The organism is Microbacterium sp. WCS2018Hpa-23, from assembly GCF_031843845.1.
Lineage (GTDB): Bacteria > Actinomycetota > Actinomycetes > Actinomycetales > Microbacteriaceae > Microbacterium.
Genome location: NZ_JAVTIZ010000001.1, coordinates 207,961 through 231,544 on the forward strand (window position 1 = coordinate 207,961; position 23,584 = coordinate 231,544).

A 23,584-nucleotide genomic window follows, 5' to 3' on the forward strand; every position below is an offset into this window, starting at 1 on the left:
GGCATCCTACGGCTCGCGCAGCGCGTGTCGACAGTGATCCCGATGCCCGTGTCCGTGGCCGCGGCTAGGCTTGTCCGGTGACTGTGCCGGGGATTCTGCGCGCCTTGGAAGAGGCATCTCTTTTTCGTGACGCCCTGACGTGGGCCCAGACCGATGCCGACCTCGGCCTGGTCGACGGCCTCGATGCGCCTGCGCTCGCGGGTCTCCTCGACAAGCGGCGGGCGGCCGGGCAGCCGGCGGCGCTCCTCACCGTCGTTCCGACCGGTCGGCGTGCCGAGAGCCTGGCGGCGGCGCTGGGCGCGTACATCCCCGATGCCGAGGTCGTGACCTTCCCGGCCTGGGAGACTCTTCCTCACGAACGCCTCAGCCCGAGCCCTGACACCGTCGGACAGCGGCTCCAGACCCTCCGCCGCATCGCCGAGTGGTCGGGCGATCACCCGCTCGTCGTCGTCGCCTCGGTGCGAGCAGCGCTGCAGCCCATCGCGGGCAACCTCGGTGAGATCGCGCCGTTGGAGCTGCGTGCAGGAACCCGCGGTCACGAACTCGACCACGTCGTCGAACAGCTCGTCGAGCGCGCCTACTCGCGCGTCGACATGGTGTCGCGACGGGGCGAGTTCGCGGTGCGCGGTGGCATCCTCGACGTCTTCCCGGCGATCTCCGAGCATCCGTTCCGTGTCGAGTTCTTCGGCGACGAGGTCGACCAGATCCGCGCGTTCTCGGTCGCCGATCAACGCTCCCTTCCCGGCGCCGTCGACGGGGTCGACCTTCCGCCGAGCCGTGAGCTACTGCTCACTCCTGATGTCCGCGACCGTGCCAGAGCGCTGATCGGCGGGTTCCCCGCGATCGCCGGCATGCTCGAGAAGATGTCGGAGGGAATCCCGGTCGAGGGAATGGAGTCGCTGCTCCCGGCCGTCTCGGGTCCGCTCAAGTCGCTCGCCGAATACCTTCCCGAGGGCAGCGCGACGGCCATCGTCGACCCCGAGCGATCCAGCGCCCGCGCGATCACCCTGGGCGAGACCAACCGCGAGTTCCTCGACGCCGCCTGGAGCGCGGCCACCTCCGGAGCATCCGCGCCGATCGATCTCGGCGCGGGCGACTTCCTCACGATCGCCGAGCTGCGCGAGGTCGTGCGCGACCGCGGCGGCGTGTGGTGGCGACTGAGCCCGTTCTCGATGGGCGGAGAGGACGCCGAGACGATCGACGCCTCCGTCATCCCGTCGTTCCACGGCAACGTCGACGGCGCGATCTCGTTCGTCGACGCGAAGGTCGCCGACGGGTGGCGCGTCGTCGTCATCGCGGCGGGTGCCGGTCTCGTCGACCGTGCGCGCGACGTGCTCTCCGATCGCGGCATCGCCGCCCGCATCGTGTCCGAGCTCGTCGATGCGCCAGACACCGGCGTCGCGACGCTGGTCACCGGATCCGTCGAGGCCGGATTCCAGATCCCCGACGCGAAGCTCGCGGTCCTCACCGACAACGAGTTCTACGGCCGCACGATCGGTGGCGACCAGCGCGTGGTCAAGAAGCTCGCTTCCCGCCGCAAGAACGTCGTCGATCCGCTGCAGCTCAAACAGGGCGACTTCGTCGTGCACAATACGCACGGCATCGGCCGGTTCGTCGAGATGACGCAGCGCGAGGTGTCCACGGGCGGTCGCAATGCGACCAAGTCCGTGCGCGACTATCTGGTGCTCGAATACGCGCCGTCCAAGCGCGGCTACCCGGGTGACAAGCTCTTCGTTCCCACCGATCAGCTCGACCTGCTGTCGAAGTACGTCGGCGGCGAGGGGCCCACCCTCTCGAAGATGGGAGGCAGCGACTGGTCGCAGGCCAAGGGCAAGGCCCGCAAGGCCGTGCGCGACATCGCCGTCGAGCTGGTCAAGCTCTACTCGGCGCGCATGAGCGCGAAGGGGCACGCGTTCGGGCAGGACACCCCGTGGCAACGTGAGCTCGAAGAGGCCTTCCCGTTCGCCGAGACTCCCGACCAGCTGCAGACGATCGATGAGATCAAAGCCGACATGGAACGGCCGATCCCGATGGACCGTCTGCTCTCGGGTGACGTCGGCTTCGGCAAGACCGAGGTCGCCGTGCGTGCGGCGTTCAAGGCGATCCAGGACGGCAAGCAGGTCGCGATGCTGGTGCCGACGACGCTGCTCGTGAAGCAGCACCTCGAGACCTTCACCGAGCGCTTCGCCGGATTCCCCGTGAAGGTGCGCCCGCTGTCACGGTTCCAGACCGACAAGGAGGCGCGGCTGACGCTCGACGGCCTGCTCGACGGCACGGTCGACATGGTCATCGGCACGCACCGCATCCTCACCGACCAGGTCATGTTCAAGGACCTCGGTCTGATGATCATCGACGAGGAGCAGCGCTTCGGGGTCGAGCACAAGGACACGCTCAAGAAGATGAAGACGAACGTCGACATCCTCGCGATGAGCGCGACGCCGATCCCGCGCACGCTCGAGATGGCGGTCACCGGCATCCGCGAGATGTCGACCCTGGCGACCCCGCCGGAAGACCGGCATCCGATCCTCTCGTTCGTCGGACCCCGCAGCGACAAGCAGATCACCGCGGCGATCCGGCGTGAGATCCTCCGTGAGGGCCAGGTGTTCTTCGTGCACAACCGCGTGCAGTCGATCCAGCGGGTCGCGGCGCAGCTCGCGGAGCTCGTGCCCGAGGCGCGCATCGCGGTGGCTCACGGCCAGATGGGCGAACACGCGCTCGAGCAGGTCGTCGACGACTTCTGGGAGCGCAAGTTCGACGTGCTCGTCTCGACCACGATCATCGAGACGGGTCTCGACATCTCGAATGCGAACACGATCATCATCGACCGCGCAGACAAGTACGGGCTCAGCCAGCTGCACCAGCTGCGAGGCCGTGTCGGGCGTGGTCGTGAGCGGGCGTACGCCTACTTCCTCTACGACGAGATGAAGCCGCTCAGCGAGACCGCGGCCGACCGTCTGCAGACGATCGCGGTCAACAATGATCTCGGGTCGGGCATGCAGGTCGCACTCAAAGACCTCGAGCTCCGCGGTGCGGGCAACCTGCTCGGCGGCGAGCAGGCGGGCCACATCGCCGGCGTCGGCTTCGACCTCTACCTGCGGATGATCGGCGAGGCCGTCGCGACCTTCCGTGGCGAAGACGTCGAGTCCGGGCAGGAGCTGCGACTCGAGCTCCCGCTGGATGCGCGCATCCCCGAGTACTACATCGACAGCGAGCGGCTGCGGCTCGAGGCTTATCAGAAGCTCTCCGCGGCGTCCGCCGCGACGGCGAAGGACGACGCGATCGACCTCGTGATCGACGAGCTCACCGACCGCTACGGCACTCCGCCGGACGAGGTCGAGGGCCTGATCGCGGTCGCCCGTCTGCGTCGCCGCGCGGCCAGGGCAGGGCTCGCCGACGTCGTGGTGATGGGGTCGAACCTGCGCATCGCGCCCGCTCGTCTCGAGGAATCGATCAAGGTGCGTCTGCAGCGTCTCTATCCGAAGGCCAAGCTGGTCGCGGGTGGCGAGGCCCTCGTGGTGCCGATGCCGACGATTCCCGCAGCAGTGGGCGTCGGCCTCGAACCACTGCCGAACGCGGAGCTGCTCGAGTGGGTCGGTCAGCTTCTCACGGCGATCTTCCCCGAGCCTGCGAAGGTCGAGTAGCAGCGTCCGGAGCCGTCGCGCGAGACACAGGGCGCGCGGCGCCTCAGATCTCGCCAGTGTCGCGCCAGGGCCACGTCAGAGCATCGGGCAGGAGGACTCCTCCGTGCACAGCTTCGGAGTCTGTCGCTGACGCGCGGGGGGCGAGGCGGATGCTGCGGCGCGGCGACGCCGGAGTCCGAAGCTGTGCCCGGAGCAGGCGCGATCGGCGCAGCGAACGCCGGTCGAGGATCGACGGGGCGTGTGCGCGCAGCACCGCAGCACTACGCTGGCGTCATGTTGTACGAGCACCTCGGGGCTCGGCCCCGGATCCATGACACCGCCGTCGTCGCTCCCACCGCCGTGATCTCCGGCGATGTCGAGATCGGCGCCGGCTGCCAAGTGCTGCACGGCGCCGTGATCACGGCGGAGGGCGGACCGATCACGCTCGGAGAGCATGTCATCGTGATGGAGAACGCGCTCATCCGTGCGACGGCCGCGAACGCCGTGCACGTCGGCGCGCACACGCTGATCGGCACTCTCGCGAGCATCGCGGGGGCCACAGTCGGTGAAGAGGTGTTCTTCGCATCCGGTGCACGGATCTTCAACGGCGCGCTGGTCGGCGACCGCTGCGAGGTGCGCGTCAACGCGATCGTGCACCGCCGCGCTGTGCTTCCGGCCGGGACGGTCGTGCCGATCGGATGGGTCGCGGTCGGCGACCCGGTGCAGCTGCTCTCGCCCGACCGCGAGGAGGAGATCTCGGCTGCGCAGCCCGAGCTCGACTTCCCCGGTCACGTCTTCGGCGTCGACCGCGACACCCCCGATCTGATGGTGCAGCTGACCGAGCGCTACGGCAGCTCGCTCGCGCGTCACGCCCACGATGTGCGTCTCGACGTCGACGGCCGCGCGGCGGGTCGAGAGTGAGCGACGGTGCAGGGCTCATCCGACCCGATGTGAGTGCGGCCGACGCGGCCGCGATCGCTCGGGAGTGCTACGGCATCGAGGCGGTGGCGAGCGAACTCGGCAGCAATCAGGATCGCAACTTCGTGCTCGTCGAGACCGACGGTTCGCGCAGCGTCCTGCGCGTCGACAACCCGGTGTTCGGCGACGACGCACGCGACGCGCAGCATCAGGCGCTCGAGGCATATCGTGCGGCGGGCGTGCCGGTTCCCGCCGTCCTGCCGGGCCTCGACGGCGCGCTCACGCAGCGATGGCACGGATTCGCGGTGCGACGTAGCGAGTTCGCCGACGGCGAGGCCCTCGTCGATGCCGGATACCTCGCACCGATCGTGCTCGCGGAGTTCGGTGCGCTGGCGGCGGCGTCCGTGAACGCGCTCGCCGGGCTCGAGCATCCGGGGCTCGACCGCGAGCACATGTGGGACATGCGCGTCGCCTTCGAGCAGGTCACGGTGCTCGCGCCGTCGGTGACCGACGCGGAGCTGCGCTCGCGTGTGCGCACCGCATCGGACGACGCGCAGAAGGCGGTGGCGGTCGTGGCCGATCGGCTGCCGGTGCAGCCGATCCATGGCGATCTCACCGACGACAACGTCACCGGTCGGCGTGGCACCGACTCGCGGCTCCATCCGCATGTCGTCCTCGATCTCGGTGACCTGGGCCTCGGCTGGCGTGTGGCCGAACTCGCAGTGTGCGTCTCGTCGATGCTCCACCACGAGCCCGAGCGGCCTCTGCGCGCGCTCGACACGATCGCGGCGTTCCACTCCGACGCGCCGCTCAGCCGCGATGAGGCAGTCGCCGTCTGGCCACTGGTCGTGCTCCGATCGGCTCTGCTGGTCGCGAGCGGCTGGAGGCAGCTCGAGATCGACGGCGACAACGACTATGCACGGGAGCGGATCGCGGGGGAGCAGGCCATCTTCGACGCCGCGACCGCTGTTCCGCTCGCCGAGGCGACGGAGCTGGTGCTCGACAGGCTGGGCTTCGCCGCGCCTGCGTTCGAGGTGCCCGTCGTCACCGGGCCGGTCGTCACCGGGGCGGAAGTCGAGACACCGGAGGTGGACGGATCCGAGGGCGAGGGGCCCGAGCACGAGGGGGCGGAGGATGACGCACCGCCGCATGACGGTGCTGACGTGATCTCACCACTCGCGCCGCTGCTGCCTGAACTCGACGGTCGCATCGTCGTGGTCGACCCTGGCGTGGAATCCGACGCGCTGGACGGCGGACGCTGGGCGGCGCCTGATGCAGAGGCTGAGCTCATAGCCGAGGCCCACGCCCGGGGTGCGCGCGCTGCCGTGGTTCCCTACGGGGTGTACCGCCTCACGCGCACCGAGGTCGACACCCCGGATGCCGCAGCCACCTGGCCGGTCGAGACCGAGGTGCATGTCGCTCCCGGGCCGTCGTCGCGCATGATCGCCCCCGTCGAGGGCGACCTGAAGATCACCGAAGGCAGCGTCCGCATCACGATCGACGGAGGCTGGGAACTCGACGTCCGCGGCCCCGACTTCGAGCCGACGCGCAATGGCAGGGTCGAGAAGGGCGAGAGCATCGGCCGACTCGCGGCGTCCTTCGAACTCAGGACGCTGGTCGTCGGACTCCGTCGAGCGGATGCTCCGTCGCTGCCTGGCGAACCCACTGCCGCACACCGGGTCACGCCCGACCGGGTCGACGCGTGGCGTCGTTTCACCGCCGACCCCGCGGCTCTTCTCGGTCTCGCGTCGCACGCGCAGCGCGACGGCGCGGACGACGAGCTGCGTCGTCGTGAGCGGATCTTCGCCGACGCGCAGGAGCGCTACTACGAGCACCCACCGCAGATCGAGCGCGGCTGGCGGCATCACCTCGTCGACACCACCGGTCGCAGCTACGTCGACATGGTGAACAACGTCGCCGGCCTCGGCCACGGGCATCTGAAGGTCGCGGACGCGGCGAACCGGCAGCTGAAGACCCTCGCCACGAACTCGCGCTTCCTGTTCCGCGACCTCGCCGAGTACAGCGAGCGCCTGATCGCGCTGATGCCAGAGGGGAGCGGACTCGACACGGTGCTGCTGGTGAACAGCGGCTCGGAGGCGGTGGATCTCGGCATCCGTCTCGCGCAGGCGGCGACCGGACGGCGCACGGTCGTGGCGCTCCGTGAGGCCTATCACGGCTGGACCATGGCGAGCGATGCCGTCACGACCAGCGCCTACGACAACCCCGAGGCTCTCGAGACGCGACCCGACTGGGTGCACGTCGCCGACGTGCCCAACCGATTCCGGGGCACGTATCGCGGAGACGACACCACCGACCGGTATCTCGCGGACCTCGCCACGGACCTCGAGCGTCTCGCCGCGGACGGGCGTGACCTCGCGGCATTCCTGTGCGAATCCGTGCTCGGCAACGCCGGCGGTGTGCTGCTGCCCGAGGGATATCTGGCGGGCGCCTACGATCTGGTGCGTGATCGCGGCGGTCTCTGCATCGCCGACGAGGTGCAGGTGGGCTTCGGTCGCATGGGCTCGAGCTTCTGGGGGTTCGAGCAGTCCGGCGTCGTGCCAGACATCGTCACGATCGCGAAACCGATGGGCAACGGATTCCCGATCGGGGGAGTGATCACCTCACGGCGGATCGCCGATGCCCTCAGCAGCCAGGGGCAGTTCTTCTCCTCGGCGGGCGGCAGCACCCTCAGCTGCCGTGTCGGGCTGGCGGTGCTCGATGCCATGGTCGAGGACAATCTGCAGCAGAACGCACTCGAGGTGGGAGCGCACCTGGCCGAGTCTCTCCGGGCGCTGGCGCACCGGCATCCACTCATCGGTCCCGTCCACGGCGAGGGTCTCTACCTCGGGGTCGAGCTCGTACGCGACCGCGAGAGCATGCAGCCGGCGGACGCCGAGGCCGCCGCGATCTGCGAGCGGATGCGGGAGCTCGGCGTCATCGTGCTCACCACCTCCGAGCGTTCGAATGTGCTGAAGATCAAGCCGCCGCTCTGCCTGACGGTCGAGAGCGCCGAGCACGTGGTCGCGATGCTGGATCGGGTGCTCTCCGAAGGCTGGTGATCTCGGATGTCTTCGAATCGCGTGTGGATTCGCCATGTTAAATGCGTATTTCGAATCAGATCCGCTCTTCCGCTGACGATTCTCTCGGGTACATACTGAGCGTCAGTGTCGGACCACCCGAAGTTCGACCCATGCGCTGTTCCCGAAGGAGTACTCATGGCCACGACCGTCAAGACGAAGCCGCTCGCGCAGGGCGGAGGAACACTCCGACGCAACCTCGGACTCTGGGCGATCGTCGGTCTCGGCCTCGGCTACATGACGCCGACCGTCGTGTTCGACACCTTCGGCATGGTGGCCCGCGACACCGACAACGTCGTCCCGGCCGCGTACCTCGTCGCGCTCGTGGTGATGGTCTTCACGGCCATCAGCTACGGCAAGATCTCCAGCGCCATCCCGAGCGCCGGCTCCGCCTACACCTACGTGCGCGAGTCGATCCACCCGAACCTCGGCTTCATGGTCGGCTGGACCTCGCTGATCGACTACGTGCTGCTCCCGATGGTCAACTGCCTCATCATCCGCAGCTACCTCGAGGCGCTGTTCCCCGACATCCCCGGCTGGATCTGGGTGGTGCTGTACTGCATCCTCGTGACGAGCATCATCTACATGACCATGCGCGGCACCTCGAACATGAACATGATCCTGCTCGTGTTCTCCATCGTCGTGATGATCGTGTTCGTCGTCATGGTCGTCGCCCAGCTCATGCGCGGCGAGGGTGCGGCCACGATCGCTTCGGCCGCCCCGTTCATCCACGATGGCGCGACCATCAGCGCGGTGCTCATGGGAGCCACGATCGTCTGCTTCTCGTTCATCGGCTTCGACGCCGTCACGATGTACGCCGAGGAGGCGAAGGACCCGAAGATCATGCCCAAGGCGATCCTCCTGACCGTGATGCTCGGCGGAGCGATCTTCCTGATCGCCGGGTACGTCACGCAGCTCCGCTTCCCCGACTGGAACGAGTTCGCCCCGGGCGGCGACATGCAGTACGTCGAGGACTCCACGCTGCCGATCATCGGAAACCTCGTGGGGGGCAACGTCCTGATGGCGGTGCTGACGGCGGCCGGATTCTGCGCCACCCTCGCCTCAGGCCTCGCCTCTCACGCCTCGGTATCGCGCATGCTGCTGGTGATGGGGCGCAACAACGTCCTTCCGCAGAAGGCGTTCGGCTACATCAACCCCCGCACCCACACGCCGACGTTCAACATCGTGCTGGTCGGAGCGATCTCGCTGCTGGCGATCCCGTTCACGCTGGAGCTGATCGCGGCCTGGATCAACTACGGCGCGCTGATCGCCTTCACGTTCGTCAACATCTCGGTGATCGCGTGGTTCGCGATCCGCAAGGGGCGGCGTCACACGCCGCGCGACATCTTCTCGTACATCGTGATGCCGGGCATCGGCATGCTGCTGACGGGACTCCTGTGGGTGAACCTGCACGCCGATGCCCTCACCGGAGGCCTCATCTGGACGGCCATCGGCCTGATCTACCTCGCCGTGATCACGAAGGGCTTCCGCAAGAAGGTGGTCGCGTTCGACGAGAACCAGGCGGTGACCGGATTCAACAAGGTCGTGAAGGTGCCTGTCGACGAGAGCTGAGTCCTGCGCGCACAGAACAGGGATGCAGAAGAGCCGCCCACCTGGGAGGGGCGGCTCTTCTGGCGTGTGCAGGCCGAGACCGGCGGGTCAGATGACGCCCTGCGCGAGCATCGCGCCCGCGACGCGCTCGAAGCCGGCGATGTTCGCCCCGGCGACGTAGTCACCCGCGACGTCGTAGCGCTCGGCCGCGTCGAATGCGGCGCTGTGGATGTCTGCCATGATCTCGCGCAGCTTGTTCTCGCTGGCGTCGAAGCTCCAGCGCTGGCGGGACGCGTTCTGGCTCATCTCGAGGGCGGACGTCGCGACTCCACCGGCGTTCGCGGCCTTGCCGGGAGCGAAGAGCACGCCGGCGGCCTGGAAGGCGTCGACGGCTGCGGGCACGCAGGGCATGTTCGCGCCCTCGGAGACCGCTCGCACGCCGTTCGCGATGAGAGCCTCGGCCGCGTCGAGGTCGAGCTCGTTCTGCGTCGCGGAGGGCACCGCGATGTCGACGGGCACCTCCCAGACGCTGCCGCCCTCGACGAAGCGCGCACCGGGACGACGGTTGGCGTACTCGACGATGCGAGCGCGTTCGACCTCTTTGATCTGGCGGAGCAGGTCGACGTCGATCCCGGCGTCGTCGACGACGTAGCCGGACGAGTCGGACGCGGTCACGGCGGTCGCGCCGAGCTGCGTGGCCTTCTGGATCGCATAGATCGCGACGTTGCCCGAGCCCGAGACGCCGACGCGCTTGCCGTCGAGCGAGTCGTTGTGCACGCCGAGCATCTCCTGCGCGAAGAACACGGCGCCGTAGCCGGTGGCCTCTGTGCGCACCTCGGCGCCACCCCAGCCGGTGCCCTTGCCGGTGAACATGCCGGACTCGTGACGGTTGGTGATCTTGCGGTACTGGCCGAAGAGGTAGCCGATCTCGCGGCCGCCCACTCCGATGTCGCCCGCGGGGACGTCGGTGTGCTCGCCCAGGTGGCGGTAGAGCTCGTTCATGAACGACTGGCAGAAGCGCATGATCTCGCCGTCCGACCGACCGTGCGGATCGAAGTCCGAGCCGCCCTTGCCGCCGCCGATGCCCTGCCCCGTGAGGGCGTTCTTGAAGATCTGCTCGAAGCCGAGGAACTTGATGATCGAGAGGTTGACCGACGGGTGGAAGCGGAGCCCGCCCTTGTACGGGCCGAGGACCGAGGAGAACTGGATGCGGTAGCCGCGGTTGACCTGCAGGCGTCCGGCGTCGTCGACCCATGGAACACGGAACAGGATCTGTCGCTCCGGCTCGACCAGACGCTCGAGGATGCCGCCGTCGACGAACTGCGGATTGCGCTCGAGCACCGGCGCGATCGAGTTCAGGACCTCATGCACTGCCTGCTGGAACTCGGGCTCGTGCGGGCTGCGGGTGAGGACCGTGTCGAATACGGGCTGCACCGAGTCGGCGAGCGGGTGGAAATCAGCGGAAGACGAAGAGGTCACGCGAAAGAGCTTTCTGAACGGGGGGAAGAAGATGATGCGTGCGATCGTGTCGCGTGAGAGGTCGCCGGATCGGGCAGAAACTTCACTCTAGCGGGCACCCCGACGTGAGGGATCTCACACCGGAATACACGCGACGACGACCACGGGGTGGCTCACCCGGTGTTCTGCAGACCCGCCGCGACGCCGCTCACGGAGAGCAGGAGCAGGCGCCGCTGTTCCTCGTCCGCACCGGATCCGGTCGCCTCAGCCGGGTCGCGCAGCGCACGAAGGGCGCGCAGCTGCAGCAGCGACAGCGCGTCGACGTACGGGGTGCGCAGCTGCACGGCGCGCTGCAGGATCGGCTTGTTCTCGAGCAGCCCGACGCCGCCGGTGAGGCGGATCACCCATTCGCGGGTGAGCGTCATCTCGTCGAGCACGAGCTGGGCGAGGTCGTCGCGATCACCCAGCGCCAGATACTGGCGGGCGATGCGCTCGTCGGTCTTCGCAAGGCTCATCGCGACGTTGTCGATCATGGTGCGCAGCAGCGGCCAGTCGCGGTACGCCTCGATGAGGCGGGCCTCGTCGCCGACTGCGGCCAGCGCGGTGCCGAGACCGAACCAGCCGGCGAGGTTGATGCGCGCCTGCGTCCACGCGAACACCCACGGGATGGCCCGGAGGTCTTCGAGCGACTCGACGGAGAGGCCTCGTCGCGCGGGGCGCGAGCCGAGCGCGAGCAGACCGATCTCCTCCATGGGGGTGACCGTGGCGAACCAGGGTGCGAAGCCCTCGGCCTTCACGAGCGAGAAGAAGCGCTCGCGCGAGGAGCGGTCCATCACCGCGGCGATGTCCGCGAACCGCGCTGCGGCCTCGCTGGTGTGCTTCTCGACTGTCGGCGACGACGCGAGCAGGGTCGCTGCGGCGACCTGGTCGATGTGGCGCATCGCGATCGCGGGCTCGCCGTAGCGGGCGAAGATGACCTCGCCCTGCTCGGTGAGCTTGAAGCGCCCGTCGACCGAGTGCGGCGGCTGCGCGAGGATCGCCGAGTTGGCAGGTCCGCCACCGCGACCGAGGGCACCGCCGCGGCCGTGGAACAGCGTCAGCTCGATGTCCGACTCCTGCGCCCACAGCGCGATCTTCTCCTGTGCCTCGTAGAGGGCGAGGTTGGCGGCCACGGGGCCGACGTCCTTCGACGAGTCGGAGTATCCGAGCATGACCTCGAGGCGGTTGCCGGTGGCGGCCATCCGCTCCTGGAACTCGGGGAACGTCACCGCCTCGGCGAGGATCTCGGGAGCCGCCTGGAGGTCGGCGAAGGTCTCGAACAGCGGAACGACGTCGAGCACGGGCGCGTCGTCGCCGAGCGCATGCCGTGCGAGTGCGTACACGTTCGCGAGGTCGGAGGCCGCCTGCGTGAACGACACGACATAGCGGCCGGCGGCTCGGAGGCCGCGGTCGCGCTGGATCTCGGCGATCGCACGGAAGACCTCGAGCACCTCTTCGGTCTGCGCGCTGATGGCCTCGCCGCTCGCGAGCTCCGCCAGAGCCTTCGCATGCACCTGCGAGTGCTGACGCACCTCGAGCTCGGTGAGGTGGAAGCCGTAGGTCTCCACCTGCCAGATCAGGTGCTGGACGCCGCCGAAGGCGTGGCGCTTCGCACCGGCATCCGACAGTGACGACTGCACGGCGCGGAGGTCGGCGAGGAGCTCCTCGGGGCGGCCGTACCGCTGCTCGTCACCGCGGCGGGTGGCGGCGACGCGGTGGGCGAGCGCGAGCAGCACCCGGCGGTGCGGCTCGCCGGGGGAGCGGGCGCCCAGCTCCTCGGCGCTGCGCGGATCCGCGGCGGCGAAGTCGTCCCACAGCGCCGAGACGGCCGCGCTCGCCGGGGTGTCCTCGGCGTCGAGCGTGAGCGTGCGGCCGATGCGCTCGAGCGCGCGCTCGAGACCGCGGAGCACATGATCCGAGGCGATCTGGGAGGCCTCGCGAGTGACGGAAGCCGTGACGAAGGGGTTTCCGTCGCGGTCGCCGCCGACCCAGGAGCCGATCCGCACGAAAGCGGGGACCACGGGCTCGGAGGCACCGGAGTCGTCACCGCGCAGTGCGTCGTCGATGCGGCGGTAGACGTGGGGGACCGTCGTGAACAGCGTCTCGTCGAAGACGCCCATGACCGTGCGCACCTCGTCGGTCGGCGAAGGCTTCTCGGCGCGCAGCGGCGCGGTGCGCCAGAGGGTGTCGATCTCCTCCAGCATCCGACGACGCGCGCGGTGGTCCTCGGAGCCGCCCTCGCTCGCCGCGTCGTGCTGCGTGAGCAGCTCGGACAGGCGACGGATGCTCGACGACACCGCCCGGCGGCGGGCCTCGGTCGGGTGAGCGGTGAAGACGGGGTGGAAGCGCAGGCCCCGCAGGCGACGACGTGCCTCGTCGTCGCCGACCTCGGTCTTCAGACGGGCGTAGGCCGTGGCGACCGTGTCGGCGGCATCCTCACGGCCGGGCTGACCTGCGCGCTCGCGGAGGACGCGCACACGCTGGTGCTCCTCGGCGAGGTTGACGAGGTGGAAGTAGCACGTGAACGCCCGTGCGACCTCGTCGGCGCGGGCGATGCTGAAGGATCCGGCGATCGCCGCGGCACGCTCGAACGCGTCGGACGTCTCTTCGTCGTAGGCCTGGATGGTGGCGAGGCGCAGCTTCTCGACATCCTCGAAGAGGTCGTCGCCGCCGGCTTCTCGCAGCACCTGGCCGAGAAGGGCGCCGAGCATCCTGACGTCGGAGCGCATCGCGTCCGGGATGCCTCGGCCCGCTTCGAAACGGCCGATGATGCGGATGGCCGAGGTGTCGGTGGGCTCGGGGAAGGCGTGTTCGGGGGTCACCGTTCGAGAGTATCCCGGGTCGGGGTGGTGCTCGGAACGCATGACGATCCGAGACGCCCGCGGCGACCGGCGAACTACCATGGAGGGGATGCGAATCTCCGCGAACCCCCTCCGAGGGCAGCAGTTCCCCGCTGTCCTCCTCCTCGTCGCCGCCGGCCTCGGTCTGCTGCTGGCGAATCTCCCCACGCACGACGCGCTCGCCGCGGTGCTCGACTTCCACATCGCGGTGCCAGGAACCTCCCTGGATCTCTCGATCGAGCACTGGGTGTCCGACGGGCTCCTCGCGGTGTTCTTCCTCGTCGTCGCGATCGAGCTGCGCCACGAACTCACGCACGGAGAGCTGGATTCGCCGCGCAAGGCCGTGCAGCCGGCGATCGCCGCCGCGGGTGGTGTGCTGGTGCCGATCGCGGTCTACCTGCTCATCGCCGGCGACTCGGCAACGGCCACCGGATGGCCGATCCCCACCGCGACCGACATCGCCTTCGCACTCGGTGTGCTCGCCATGTTCGGCAAGGGCCTGCCCTCGACCGTGCGGGTGTTCCTGCTGGCACTGGCGATCCTCGACGACATCATCGGCATCATCTTCATCGCCGTGCTCTTCGCACACGACGTGCAGTGGCTGATGCTGGCACTCGCCGTGGTCGCGGTCGTGGTGTTCTGGATTCTCAGTCGAGCGCTGCACGCCAAGGGCCATCCCGCGATCGCCGTCGCGATGGTCGTCGTCGGAGTCGTGGCGTGGGGACTCGTCGCCGTGTCCGGCATCCATGCCACGATCGCTGGCGTCATGCTGGGCCTCGTCATGTCGCCGGTGCCCGCCGGCCGCACCAGGCATACCCTCGAACCGACGGTGAACGGGGCGATCCTGCCTGTGTTCGCGTTCGTCGCGGCGTTCGTGGTGATCCCGGCTCTGGCTCCTTCCGAGCTCTCTCCGGCGTTCTGGGGCATCGTCGTCGCTCTCCCGGTGGGCAAGATCATCGGCATCTCGCTGTTCGGCTGGCTCGCTATGCGCATCCGGCCCCGAGGTACGGCACCGTCGCTTCCGTTCGCCGACATCCTGGCGGCGGGAGCCCTCGGCGGGATCGGGTTCACGGTGTCGCTGCTCCTCGCCAATCTCGCGTTCGCGTCGGATGCGGGCGTCCGCGACCAGGCGATCCTCGGCGTGCTCGTCGGCTCGCTCATCGCGCTCGTGCTGTCCGGGGTGATCGTGTCGCTTCGCGCTCGCTCCTATCGTCGGCTGAGCGACGCGGCATCCTGACGATGTTCGAGGAGGAACAGTGACCGGAGATCGGGAACGCGATCCGCTGCGCGAGGCCGCCGAGACCATGCGCGCGGTGCGTGAGCGGTGCGTCTGGTCGCAGCAGATCACCCACCGCGACCTCGTGCCGTACCTGATCGAGGAGTCGCACGAGGTGATCGACGCCGTCGAGAGCGGCACGCGCGCCGATCTTCGCGAAGAGCTCGGTGACCTGCTCTGGCAGGTGCTGTTCCATGCGGCGATCGCCGCGCAGGATCCCGACGACCCCTTCGACATCGACGACGTCGCCGACACGCTGACCGAGAAGATGGTCCGCCGTCACCCGCACGTGTTCGCGGGGGAGGTCGCGACCACCCCCGACGAAGTGCTCGTGCACTGGAACGCCGCGAAGGCGGCCGAGAAGCGCACGAGGCGGAGCGTTCTCGACGGTGTTCCGCGAGGGATGCCGGCGCTGGCGCTCGCACAGAAGATCGTCGGACGAGCAGCAGGGGCGGGCGTGGAGGTCGAAGGGCCGACCGGCGGCGCCGTGGCCGCACCCACGACCGAGGCGGAACTCGGCGACGTTCTGCTCGGGCTCGTCGCTGTGGCGCGAACGAACGGGTGGGACGCCGAGCGGGCGCTGCGCGAGCGGCTCCCCGGGCTCGAGGCTGAGGTCCGCGACGCCGAATCCGGCGCCTGACGCCACGGGCCACCCCGCCGACCTGGAAAGATGGGGGCGTGGCTACTGTGAACCCGCCGCGCGGCATGCGCGACATCCTCCCCGCCGACAAGGCCCGCCGTGAGCGCGTCCTCTCCGTCATCCGCGATCGGTACCGGTCGCACGGATTCGACGAGATCGAGACGCCCGCGCTCGAGGAGTACTCGCGGCTGCATGCCGGCATCGGCGGCGACAACGAGAAACTCGCCTACAACGTGCTGCGCCGTGGCCTGGACGCCGAGGCGATCCGGGAGGCGGCGGACGACCAGGGTGCACTCGCCGACCTCGGACTCCGCTACGACCTCACCGTGCCGCTCGCGCGGTTCTACGCGAGCAACCGCGGTCAGCTGCCAGGCGTCTTCCGCGCCATTCAGATCGGCCCGGTGTGGCGCGCGGAGCGCCCGCAGAAGGGCCGCTACCGCCAGTTCGTGCAGTGCGACATCGACGTCATCGGCGATGACTCCGCGCGCGCCGAGGCAGAGCTCATGGTCGCTTCGCTCGACGCGGTCGACGCGCTCGGGCTCGAGGGCGCAACCGTGCGCATCAATGACCGGCGCGCGCTCGACTGGATGCTCGACAGCTTCGGGTTCACCGCCGACGAGCGTCCGGGCGTGCTGATCACTATCGACAAGCTCGACAAGGTCGGGCCGGAGGGCGTCGCGACGGAGCTGCGCGAGCGTGGTGCCGCGGCATCCGCCGTCGACGCGTTCGAGGAGTTCCTGCGCCGCCCGCAGACCATGGAGTACAACCCGTTCGGTGAGCGCCAGATCCGCAAGGCACTCCCCGACAGCGCACCGGATGACATCGTCGGACACCTGGTCGGCATCGGCGAGGCTGTCGCGGCCGGTCGTGGCGCGACCGACATCCCGTTGGTCTTCGACCCGTTCCTCGTGCGCGGAATGGGCTACTACACCGGCACGATCTTCGAGCTCGCGCACCCGTCGGTCTCCTACTCGCTGGGCGGCGGAGGCCGCTACGACGGCATGATCGGGCGCTTCCTCGGCCAGCAGGTTCCCGCGGTCGGGTTCTCCCTCGGCTTCGAACGACTCGTCGACCTCGTGACAGCCGGGGTGGATGCCACCGAGCGCGCCGTCGTGCTGATCCACGACGCCGACGTGCCCGTCGTAGAGCTCGTGACCCACAAGGCCGCGCTCGTGGCGACCGGTGCCAGAGTGCGGCTGGAACGACGCACGAAGAACGTCAAGGCGCTGCTCGAGCGCTCGGCCGCCGACGGGTACACGGAGTTCGCGACCGTCTCCGCGGGTGCGTCTCAGCTGGAGCTCAAGCCCCTCTCCTGAGGCTCAGGAAGCGCGGATGCCGTTCACTCGGCGTTCACACCGGTCGGGTCGAATCGGCGCATGAGACGACAGCATCTCGTCGCCGTCGCCGGGGTCGGCGTCGCGGCGGTGGGGGTGGCCATCGGCATCCGGTTCGTGCTTGCCCATCAGGCGGCAATCGCACGTCGACGCATCGGCAAGCCGCTCGGTGAGAGCTCGATCGACGCCGACCGCGTCTGGCGTCCGTCGCTCGGCGGCGAGCCGATCGAACTGCTCGTGCTCGGCGACTCGCTCGCGGCGGGTCTCGGCGCCGAGCGACGCAAGCAGACGCTCGGTGGTCGCCTCGCCAAAGGCATGGCCCGGCGCATGGGATGGCCGGTCCACCTGCGCACGGCCGCGATCGTCGGCTCGGAGTCGCCCGACCTGGCGGTTCAGCTCGCCGATCTCCCGGAGGACTACGCGCCGCATGTCGCCGTGATCGTGGTGGGCGGGAACGACGTCACGCACCGGATCCCGGTCGCCGTCTCGACCCAGCACTTGCGTGACGCGATCCTGCGACTGCGTCGTCGCGGCACCGAGGTCGTCGTCGGAACCTGCCCCGACCTCGGCGCGCTGCGCCCCGTGCCTCAGCCGCTGCGCCGTCTGGTCTCCAGCATGTCGCGCAGGCTCGCGGAGGCGCAGACAGAGACAGCGCTCGCCGCGGGGGCGCGCCCTGTCGATCTCCGTCGCGCCGTCGGCCCCATGTTCTTCGACGATCCGGATGCGATGTTCAGCATGGACCGCTTCCATCCGAGCGCTCTGGGGTACCGCCGCACGGCCGAGGCGCTCCTTCCGGCCGCGTGCCTCGCCGCCGAGGCCGCGCTCAGCTCGCGTCGTCGGGCGCCGCGCTGAACGACGCCGCCCACTCGGCCACCCGTCGCGCGCTCTCCTCGTCCGACAGGTCTTCGACGCGGGTCATCACCGACCACCGGACGCCGAAGGGATCCCGGATGCTCGCGAAGCGGTCTCCCGACACGAATGCCGACGGAGCCTCCCGCACGGTCGCCCCGGCGGCGACGGCACGCTCGACGACGGCGTCGACGTCGGGGACGTACAGCCCCATCGAGTAGCAGTCGTCGTCGCCCGAGGGCGCGGGAACAAGGTGGTACTCGGGACTCGGCTCGCCCAGCTGCAGACGTCCGAGACCGAAGTCGAGGTCGGCGTGGGCGACGACGCCCCCGAACTCCGTGACGTCGACGACACGGGCGCCGAAGACGTCGCGATAGAACTCGATCGCCTCGCGCGCCGCAGGGATTGCGAGGAACGGGGTGAGCGAGGTCGCGCTGTGTGGTCGTCCGTCCGTGGTGTGTGCGCCGGTCGCGCCGGTCGTGTTCTCGGTGGTCATATCGCCACCGTACGGAGCAGCAGGCACCGTGCGCTTGAACATTCGCGACAGACTCCTGCCCGCGATCGCGGGATCGACGTGCTCCGGCCGGTGCGGGGTCGATCCTGCACCGGAGACGCAGCCCTCGGGTGCGTATTCGACCCCGCACGAATCGCAGGATGCATGTTCGACCCCGCACCGGCAACCAGGACGTCTCGTCGTAGGGTCGAGGGCATGGATGTCGAGTACCTCGGACCCACAGTGTCCGCGATGTGGCTGACCGTGGCGCTCCTCGCCGGCGGGTTCGCGCGCACCCGGAACCGATCCGCGTTGGCGTGGTTCGTGCTGACGGTCTTCCTGGGTCCGATCGCAGCGTTCCTGCTCGTGGTGTGGCCTCCGGCGGAGATTCCGTCGCCGTCTCCGCGCGGGGCCGACTCCTCACCGGCTCGTCCGAGCGACGAATAGACGTGCGCCGGACACGTGGGGTGCTGTATCCGGCACGGCTGCCGGAGTTCCATCGTCTGCCACCTGAGGCGAACGCGCGTGATCTCACTGTGTGGTTCTGGATTCCCGAGTGGAACGTAGAGCCCGGCAGATCTTCGCGGCAGGACATCGTGGGCTATCCGGCGCTGAATCTGGTGGTCGAGCAGGGTGCGGTCACGTTGTCGGGTGCGACGACCCGCGCATCGCATCGTGATCTGAGCGGTTCCGGGTGGGCGGTGGGTGCTCTGCTGCGACCGGCCGCTGTCGCGACGCTCGCCGATGATCCTGCGGCGCTCGTCGACGATGAGGCGATCATCGATGCCCCTGACCTGGTCAGTGCCGTCGGTGCCGCGATGCGCACGGGAGCCGGGCATCGCGCGCGTGCCGTCACGGCATTCTCCGACTGGCTCGCGCACAGGGTCGGTCGGATCGACGGTGCGGCGTCTCAGGCGAACGCGCTCGTCGATGTCCTCATGGGAGACCATGCGGCCGACACGGTCGAGGAGGCGGCGACGCGACTCGCGGTCTCGGTGCGCACTCTGCAGCGCCTCGCCCACCGATACGTCGGCATCTCGCCGGCCGCGATGATCCGGCGGCGCCGGCTCCAGGAGGCCGCCGAGCGGCTGCGACTCGATGCGGGTCTCGATCTGTCAGCGCTCGCGGCCGAGCTGGGCTATGCCGACCACGCACACCTGACGCGGGACTTCCGCAGCGTCCTGGGGATCGCCCCGCGCACGTATCGCGCCGCGGCGGGCGAGGAGCCCGCAGAGGGCGCGGGCCCCTGATCAGCTCGTGATCCGCAGACGGATCACCCGGTAGAGCACTCCTATCAGCACCACAGCGGTTCCGGCGATCGAGGCCAGCACAGGCAGTGTGTTCACGAGCAGCAGACAGCCGAGCGCCCCGACGACCTGCAGCGCTCGAGGATAGCGCCGCGCGGATGCCGGTTGACGGAATGCCGCGGCGTTCGCGATCAGGTAGTACAGCAGGACTCCGAAGGACGAGAACCCGATCGCGTCGCGCACATCGGCGACGAGCACGATCGCGACCACGATGGCGGCGATCAGGATCTCGGCCCGGCGGGGCACCCGCCGGCGATCGTCGACCTTCGCGAGGAACGAGGGCAGATCCTTCTCGCGCGCCATGGCCAGTGACGTTCGTCCGATTCCGGTGAGGAGGGCGAGCAGTGCTCCCAGCGAGGCCGCGGCGGCCGTGATCCGGACGACGGGCGTGAGCGCGCTCCATCCGGTCGATGCGAGTACGTCTGCGAGCGGTGCCGAGCTCGACGCCGCGTTGCCGCCGAGGGTGACGACGACCGTGACCGCCACCAGCAGGTAGACGACCACAGCTCCGCCGAGCGCGAGGGCGATCGCGCGGGGGATCGTCCGTGCGGGGTCGACGACCTCTTCGCCCATGGTCGCGATCCGCGCGTATCCCGCGAAGGCGAAGAAGAGCAGTCCGGCACCCTGGAGAACGCCGTAGGCAGTCGCGGCGGGAAGAGGGGAGGGGGTCGCCGCGGATGCCGCGCCGAGTCCGACCGCGACCACGACGGCCAGCCCGAGAAGCGAGCAGACCACGAGGATCCGAGTCGCGAGCGCCGTCCGGGTGACTCCGAGACAGTTGACGGTCGCGAGGGCTCCCACCGCGGCGATAGCGACGGGCGTCTGCCAGCCGGCGGGGGCGGCGTAGGCTGCGAAGGTCATGGCCATCGCCGCGCAGCTCGCGATCTTGCCGATCACGAAGCTCCATCCGGCGACGAAACCCCACCACGGGCCGATCTCCGCGCGGGCGTAGGCGTAGGTTCCGCCGGCGACAGGATGCACCGCGGCCAGCTGAGCCGATGCGGTGGCGTTGCAGTACGCCACGACGGCAGCGATCGCGAGGGCTGTCAGCAGGCCGCTGCCTGCGACTCCGATCGCCGGCGCCCAGACCGCGAAGACGCCGGCACCGATCATCGAACCGAGTCCGAGGGCTGTGGCGTCGCCGAGCGTCAGGCGGCGTGCGAGGGGCATCCCGTCATCGTCCCATGACCGGGTGAACTCCGGGTGTCTGCTCTGTCGCCAGGGCTCAGCTGCGCGCTGATGTGACCCGCTTCTTCTCGCGGATGTAGACCTCGCGGCGCACCTTCGCGACGACATCACCGTCGCGATCGGTGATCACGGTCTCGAACCACTCGAGCACCTTCGCTCCGCCGTGGGCGCGCTCGCGGATCTCCGCGGCACGCTCCTTGCTGACCTCGAACTCGGCGGTGAGCACGCCGCGGCCGGGCTTGAGGAACTCGATCTCGCCGCGGGTGTCCCAGACCACATAGTCGCGTCCGAGCTGGTGCATGACGAGCATGAAGAAGTAGGGGTCGGTCATCGCCGACATCGAGCCGCCGAACGCCGTCTTGACGTAGTTGCGGGTGAAGACGTTGACGTGCAGCTCGACGGTCGCATGGGTCCAGTCCTCGCTGAAGCGGCGGATGCGGATCCCGCTGAACAGGTTGGGGATCCACAGGCTCATGCCGGTGGCGAGGCGTCGGGGAGTGATGCGCATGAGGTCAGTGTGGACGACGCGGTCAGCGAGGCGAAGCTTGCTGGAGGGTTTCGACAGTTGTTATAGTTCTCCTATAACTAATAGAATTTGAGGAACGCGATGCTGATTCGAATCGATGCCGACAGTGCTCGGCCGCTCTTCGACCAGGTCGCGGCGTCCGTCCGTGCCGACGTCCTGACCGGGCGGCTCGGTCCCGGCGATCGGCTGCCTGCCGCGCGCGAGCTGGCCGACGCCCTCGAGATCAATCTGCACACGGTGCTCCGCGCCTATCAGCAGCTCAGAGACGAGGGGTTGATCGACCTGCGCCGCGGCAGGGGAGCAGTGGTCGCAGCCTCCGCCGCTCCTCTGGCCGAGCTGTCGCAGGACATCACCGCGCTCGTCGCCCGCGCCGCATCCCTCGGTGTCTCTTCCACGACCCTGGCCGCCCTCATCAAGGAGACCGACGCATGACCCCCGAGATCCGCAGAGCCCGCACCGCCTTCTGGTGGGTGGGGGTGATCCTCCCGCTGGGCCTCATCGCGCTCTCGAGCATCGTCGTGGTCGCATGGCTCCCCGACGTGCCTGACCCGGCCGCGATCCACTGGGGTCTCGACGGGGCCGACGGCTTCGGCCCTCGGTGGATGCCCCTCGCCCTCCTGATCGGTGTCGGCGGCGGTACCGTGATTCTGTTCGCCTTCATCGCGCTGTTCTCCCACCGGCTCCCTCAGCGGGGCGCCGCCGCAGCCGTCCCGCAGCCGCAGCGGTCCGCCACAGCACGACTGCTCGGCGCCGTGAACCTCGGCACTGCAGGCATGATGTCTCTGCTCGCCATCGCCTCGACCGCCGCTCAGCGGGGGCTCGCGGACGCGGCGGATGCCGCCGACATCACCCCATGGGTGCCCGTCTTCCTCGTCGTCATGGCGGGACTCGGTGCCGCGGGATGGTTCCTGCAGCCGTCGGTGCCCCTCTCGCCCGAGTCGACGGGCGCAACCGCCACCCCGCTTCCGCTGGCCGATCACGACCGCGCGGTGTGGATCAAGACTGTGACGATCGCCCGGAGCGGTCGGGTGGTGCTCGGGATCAGCGTCTTCGTCACGATCGCCATGAGCGTGCTGCTTCTGGCTCGTGGCGTCGCCGGCGGATGGATCGTGGCGGGCGTCTCACTGATCCTCGTCATCCTCATGGCGACCGGGCTGTCCTTCCGCGTCCGTGCGAGCGACGCCGGCCTTCGGGTGCGCTCCGTGGCCGGGTGGCCCCGACTCGAGATCGCCGCCGACGAGATCGCCAGCGCTCGCGCGGTTCAGGTCAACCCTTTCGCCGAGTTCGGAGGGTGGGGCTACCGCTTCGGTGTGGACGGTCGTCGCGGGATCGTGCTCCGCGAGGGGGATGCGGTCGAGGTTACCCGCACGAACGGGCGGGTGTTCGTGGTCACAGTCGACGACGCGGCCACCGCCGCATCGGTCCTCGCAGCAGCAGCCCGGCGCTGACCCAGCGCCGACCGCGTACTCACCGCATTCGACCGAGGAGAACCATAATGACCCGCATCCGCGTCGCCGCCATCATCGCCTTCACCGTGCTCGCGTGCGGGCTCGCGTGGCTCGTGACCCTGCCGCTGTGGCTGGGCGACGGCCTGGCCGAGCCGATCTCGGGAGCGCTGCTGCCCGCGATGATGCTCACGCCGGCGATCTCGGCGCTCGTGATCACGTTCACCATGCGCATCCCCGCGCCGGGCGAGAGGGTGCGCTTCCTCGGCCTGTGGCCGCTGCGCCCGGCCAAGCGCGTGGTCTGGCTGATGGTCGTCGGCTGGCTCGCCCCTCCGCTTCTCGTGGGTCTCGCCATCCTGCTCGCGGCGGCTCTCGGCTTCGTCCGGCTCGATCCGACCTTCGCCGGGTTCTCTGCCGAACTCGCGAAGATGCTTCCGGAGGGCACACCGATGCCTCCGGTCGAGCTGTTGGTGATCTCGCAGATCGCGATGATCCCCCTCGGAGCGCTCATCAACAGCGTGTTGGCGTTCGGCGAAGAGCTCGGCTGGCGCGGGTGGCTCGTGCCCGCGCTTCGGCCGCTCGGCACCTGGCCGACCCTGATCATCAGCGGAGCGATCTGGGGTCTGTGGCACAGCCCAGTGATCCTGTTGGGCTACAACTTCGGCCGCACCGACATCACCGGTGTGCTCTTCATGATCGGCGGATGCATCGCCTGGGGCGTCCTGCTCGGCTGGCTGCGCCTGCGCTCCGCCTCGATCTGGCCGGCGGTCCTCGCACACGGCTCGCTGAACGCTGCAGCCGGACTCGTGATCCTCTTCGCCGCGTCGCAGCCCGATCTCGCGCTCGCCGGCCCACTGGGCATCGCCGCGTGGATCGTGGCCGCCGTCGTGATCGCAGTCCTCGTCCTCACCGGACAGTTCCGGGAGCAGCCGGAGCTCGCGGGGGCACCCGGGCGGCTGTTGTCCGCCCCTCGCGGGGGAGAGCGCTCGCCGGCCTCTTGACGACCCACGGGCCTCGCGGTTT

General features: G+C 69.2%; 18 protein-coding genes. 13 read left to right on the forward strand and 5 right to left on the reverse strand.

Features of this window, described 5'->3' with window-relative positions; all coding sequences use genetic code 11:
- Nucleotides 1-77: 77 nt before the first annotated feature.
- From mfd to RQG77_RS00960, 4 genes are all read left to right on the forward strand, one after another.
- Nucleotides 78-3,641 (forward strand): transcription-repair coupling factor, encoded by a 3,564-nt coding sequence (gene mfd / locus RQG77_RS00945; RefSeq protein ID WP_311243022.1) that lies wholly within the window; start codon nt 78-80, stop codon nt 3,639-3,641.
- Between the two features lie 273 nt (nt 3,642-3,914).
- Entirely contained in the window at nt 3,915-4,541 is a 627-nt protein-coding gene (locus RQG77_RS00950) for a gamma carbonic anhydrase family protein (protein WP_311243023.1), read from the forward strand.
- Nucleotides 4,538-7,597: an aminotransferase gene (locus RQG77_RS00955; protein WP_311243024.1), complete on the forward strand. Its 3,060-nt coding sequence runs from the start codon at nt 4,538-4,540 to the stop codon at nt 7,595-7,597. Before RQG77_RS00950 ends, RQG77_RS00955 begins: the two co-directional genes overlap by 4 nt.
- 156 nt (nt 7,598-7,753) lie before the next feature.
- Complete coding sequence (locus RQG77_RS00960) at nt 7,754-9,187, forward strand: APC family permease (protein ID WP_311243025.1); 1,434 nt, start codon at nt 7,754-7,756, stop codon at nt 9,185-9,187.
- Nucleotides 9,188-9,274: 87 nt separating this feature from the next.
- Here RQG77_RS00960 and gdhA read toward each other — a convergent pair whose 3' ends face one another.
- Together gdhA and RQG77_RS00970 are read right to left on the reverse strand one after the other, a co-directional pair.
- Nucleotides 9,275-10,645, reverse strand: a complete 1,371-nt coding sequence (gdhA, locus tag RQG77_RS00965) for an NADP-specific glutamate dehydrogenase (protein WP_311243026.1) — start codon at nt 10,643-10,645, stop codon at nt 9,275-9,277.
- 152 nt (nt 10,646-10,797) lie between these two features.
- Complete coding sequence (locus RQG77_RS00970) at nt 10,798-13,485, reverse strand: phosphoenolpyruvate carboxylase (RefSeq protein ID WP_311243027.1); 2,688 nt, start codon at nt 13,483-13,485, stop codon at nt 10,798-10,800.
- Nucleotides 13,486-13,573: 88 nt separating this feature from the next.
- Between RQG77_RS00970 and nhaA the strand changes: the two genes are divergently transcribed.
- From nhaA to RQG77_RS00990, 4 genes are all read left to right on the forward strand, one after another.
- Entirely contained in the window at nt 13,574-14,740 is a 1,167-nt protein-coding gene (gene nhaA / locus RQG77_RS00975) for a Na+/H+ antiporter NhaA (RefSeq protein WP_311243028.1), read from the forward strand.
- A gap of 67 nt (nt 14,741-14,807) precedes the next feature.
- Nucleotides 14,808-15,419, forward strand: coding sequence for a MazG family protein (locus RQG77_RS00980; protein WP_311243455.1), 612 nt, complete (start codon nt 14,808-14,810; stop codon nt 15,417-15,419).
- Between the two features lie 65 nt (nt 15,420-15,484).
- Complete coding sequence (locus RQG77_RS00985) at nt 15,485-16,735, forward strand: ATP phosphoribosyltransferase regulatory subunit (protein WP_311243456.1); 1,251 nt, start codon at nt 15,485-15,487, stop codon at nt 16,733-16,735.
- Between the two features lie 60 nt (nt 16,736-16,795).
- Nucleotides 16,796-17,605, forward strand: a complete 810-nt coding sequence (locus RQG77_RS00990; protein ID WP_311243029.1) for an SGNH/GDSL hydrolase family protein — start codon at nt 16,796-16,798, stop codon at nt 17,603-17,605.
- On the opposite strand, the gene RQG77_RS00995 is transcribed toward RQG77_RS00990, so the two are convergent.
- Complete coding sequence (locus tag RQG77_RS00995) at nt 17,577-18,098, reverse strand: VOC family protein (RefSeq protein WP_311243030.1); 522 nt, start codon at nt 18,096-18,098, stop codon at nt 17,577-17,579. The genes RQG77_RS00990 and RQG77_RS00995 overlap by 29 nt on opposite strands.
- A gap of 213 nt (nt 18,099-18,311) precedes the next feature.
- Here RQG77_RS00995 and RQG77_RS01000 point away from each other — a divergent pair, with 213 nt between their 5' ends.
- Entirely contained in the window at nt 18,312-18,542 is a 231-nt protein-coding gene (locus RQG77_RS01000; protein ID WP_311243031.1) for a hypothetical protein, read from the forward strand.
- Between the two features lie 2 nt (nt 18,543-18,544).
- Nucleotides 18,545-19,345: a helix-turn-helix domain-containing protein gene (locus RQG77_RS01005; RefSeq protein WP_311243032.1), complete on the forward strand. Its 801-nt coding sequence runs from the start codon at nt 18,545-18,547 to the stop codon at nt 19,343-19,345.
- On the opposite strand, the gene RQG77_RS01010 is transcribed toward RQG77_RS01005, so the two are convergent.
- Nucleotides 19,346-20,572, reverse strand: coding sequence for an amino acid permease (locus RQG77_RS01010; RefSeq protein ID WP_311243033.1), 1,227 nt, complete (start codon nt 20,570-20,572; stop codon nt 19,346-19,348).
- Between the two features lie 55 nt (nt 20,573-20,627).
- Nucleotides 20,628-21,098 carry a DUF4442 domain-containing protein gene (locus tag RQG77_RS01015; RefSeq protein WP_311243034.1) on the reverse strand — a complete coding sequence of 157 codons (471 nt, stop codon included), beginning with the start codon at nt 21,096-21,098 and terminating at the stop codon, nt 20,628-20,630.
- 99 nt (nt 21,099-21,197) lie between these two features.
- Between RQG77_RS01015 and RQG77_RS01020 the strand changes: the two genes are divergently transcribed.
- Genes RQG77_RS01020 through RQG77_RS01030 form a run of 3 tightly spaced genes read left to right on the forward strand, consistent with a single transcriptional unit; the run spans nt 21,198 to nt 23,562 of the window.
- Complete coding sequence (locus tag RQG77_RS01020) at nt 21,198-21,548, forward strand: GntR family transcriptional regulator (RefSeq protein ID WP_056308779.1); 351 nt, start codon at nt 21,198-21,200, stop codon at nt 21,546-21,548.
- On the forward strand, nt 21,545-22,564 hold the full coding sequence (locus RQG77_RS01025; RefSeq protein ID WP_311243035.1) for a DUF1648 domain-containing protein: 1,020 nt from the start codon (nt 21,545-21,547) through the stop codon (nt 22,562-22,564). The genes RQG77_RS01020 and RQG77_RS01025 overlap by 4 nt, the downstream gene beginning before the upstream one ends.
- A 47-nt stretch (nt 22,565-22,611) precedes the next feature.
- Nucleotides 22,612-23,562, forward strand: a complete 951-nt coding sequence (locus tag RQG77_RS01030; RefSeq protein WP_311243036.1) for a CPBP family intramembrane glutamic endopeptidase — start codon at nt 22,612-22,614, stop codon at nt 23,560-23,562.
- Nucleotides 23,563-23,584: the final 22 nt, after the last annotated feature.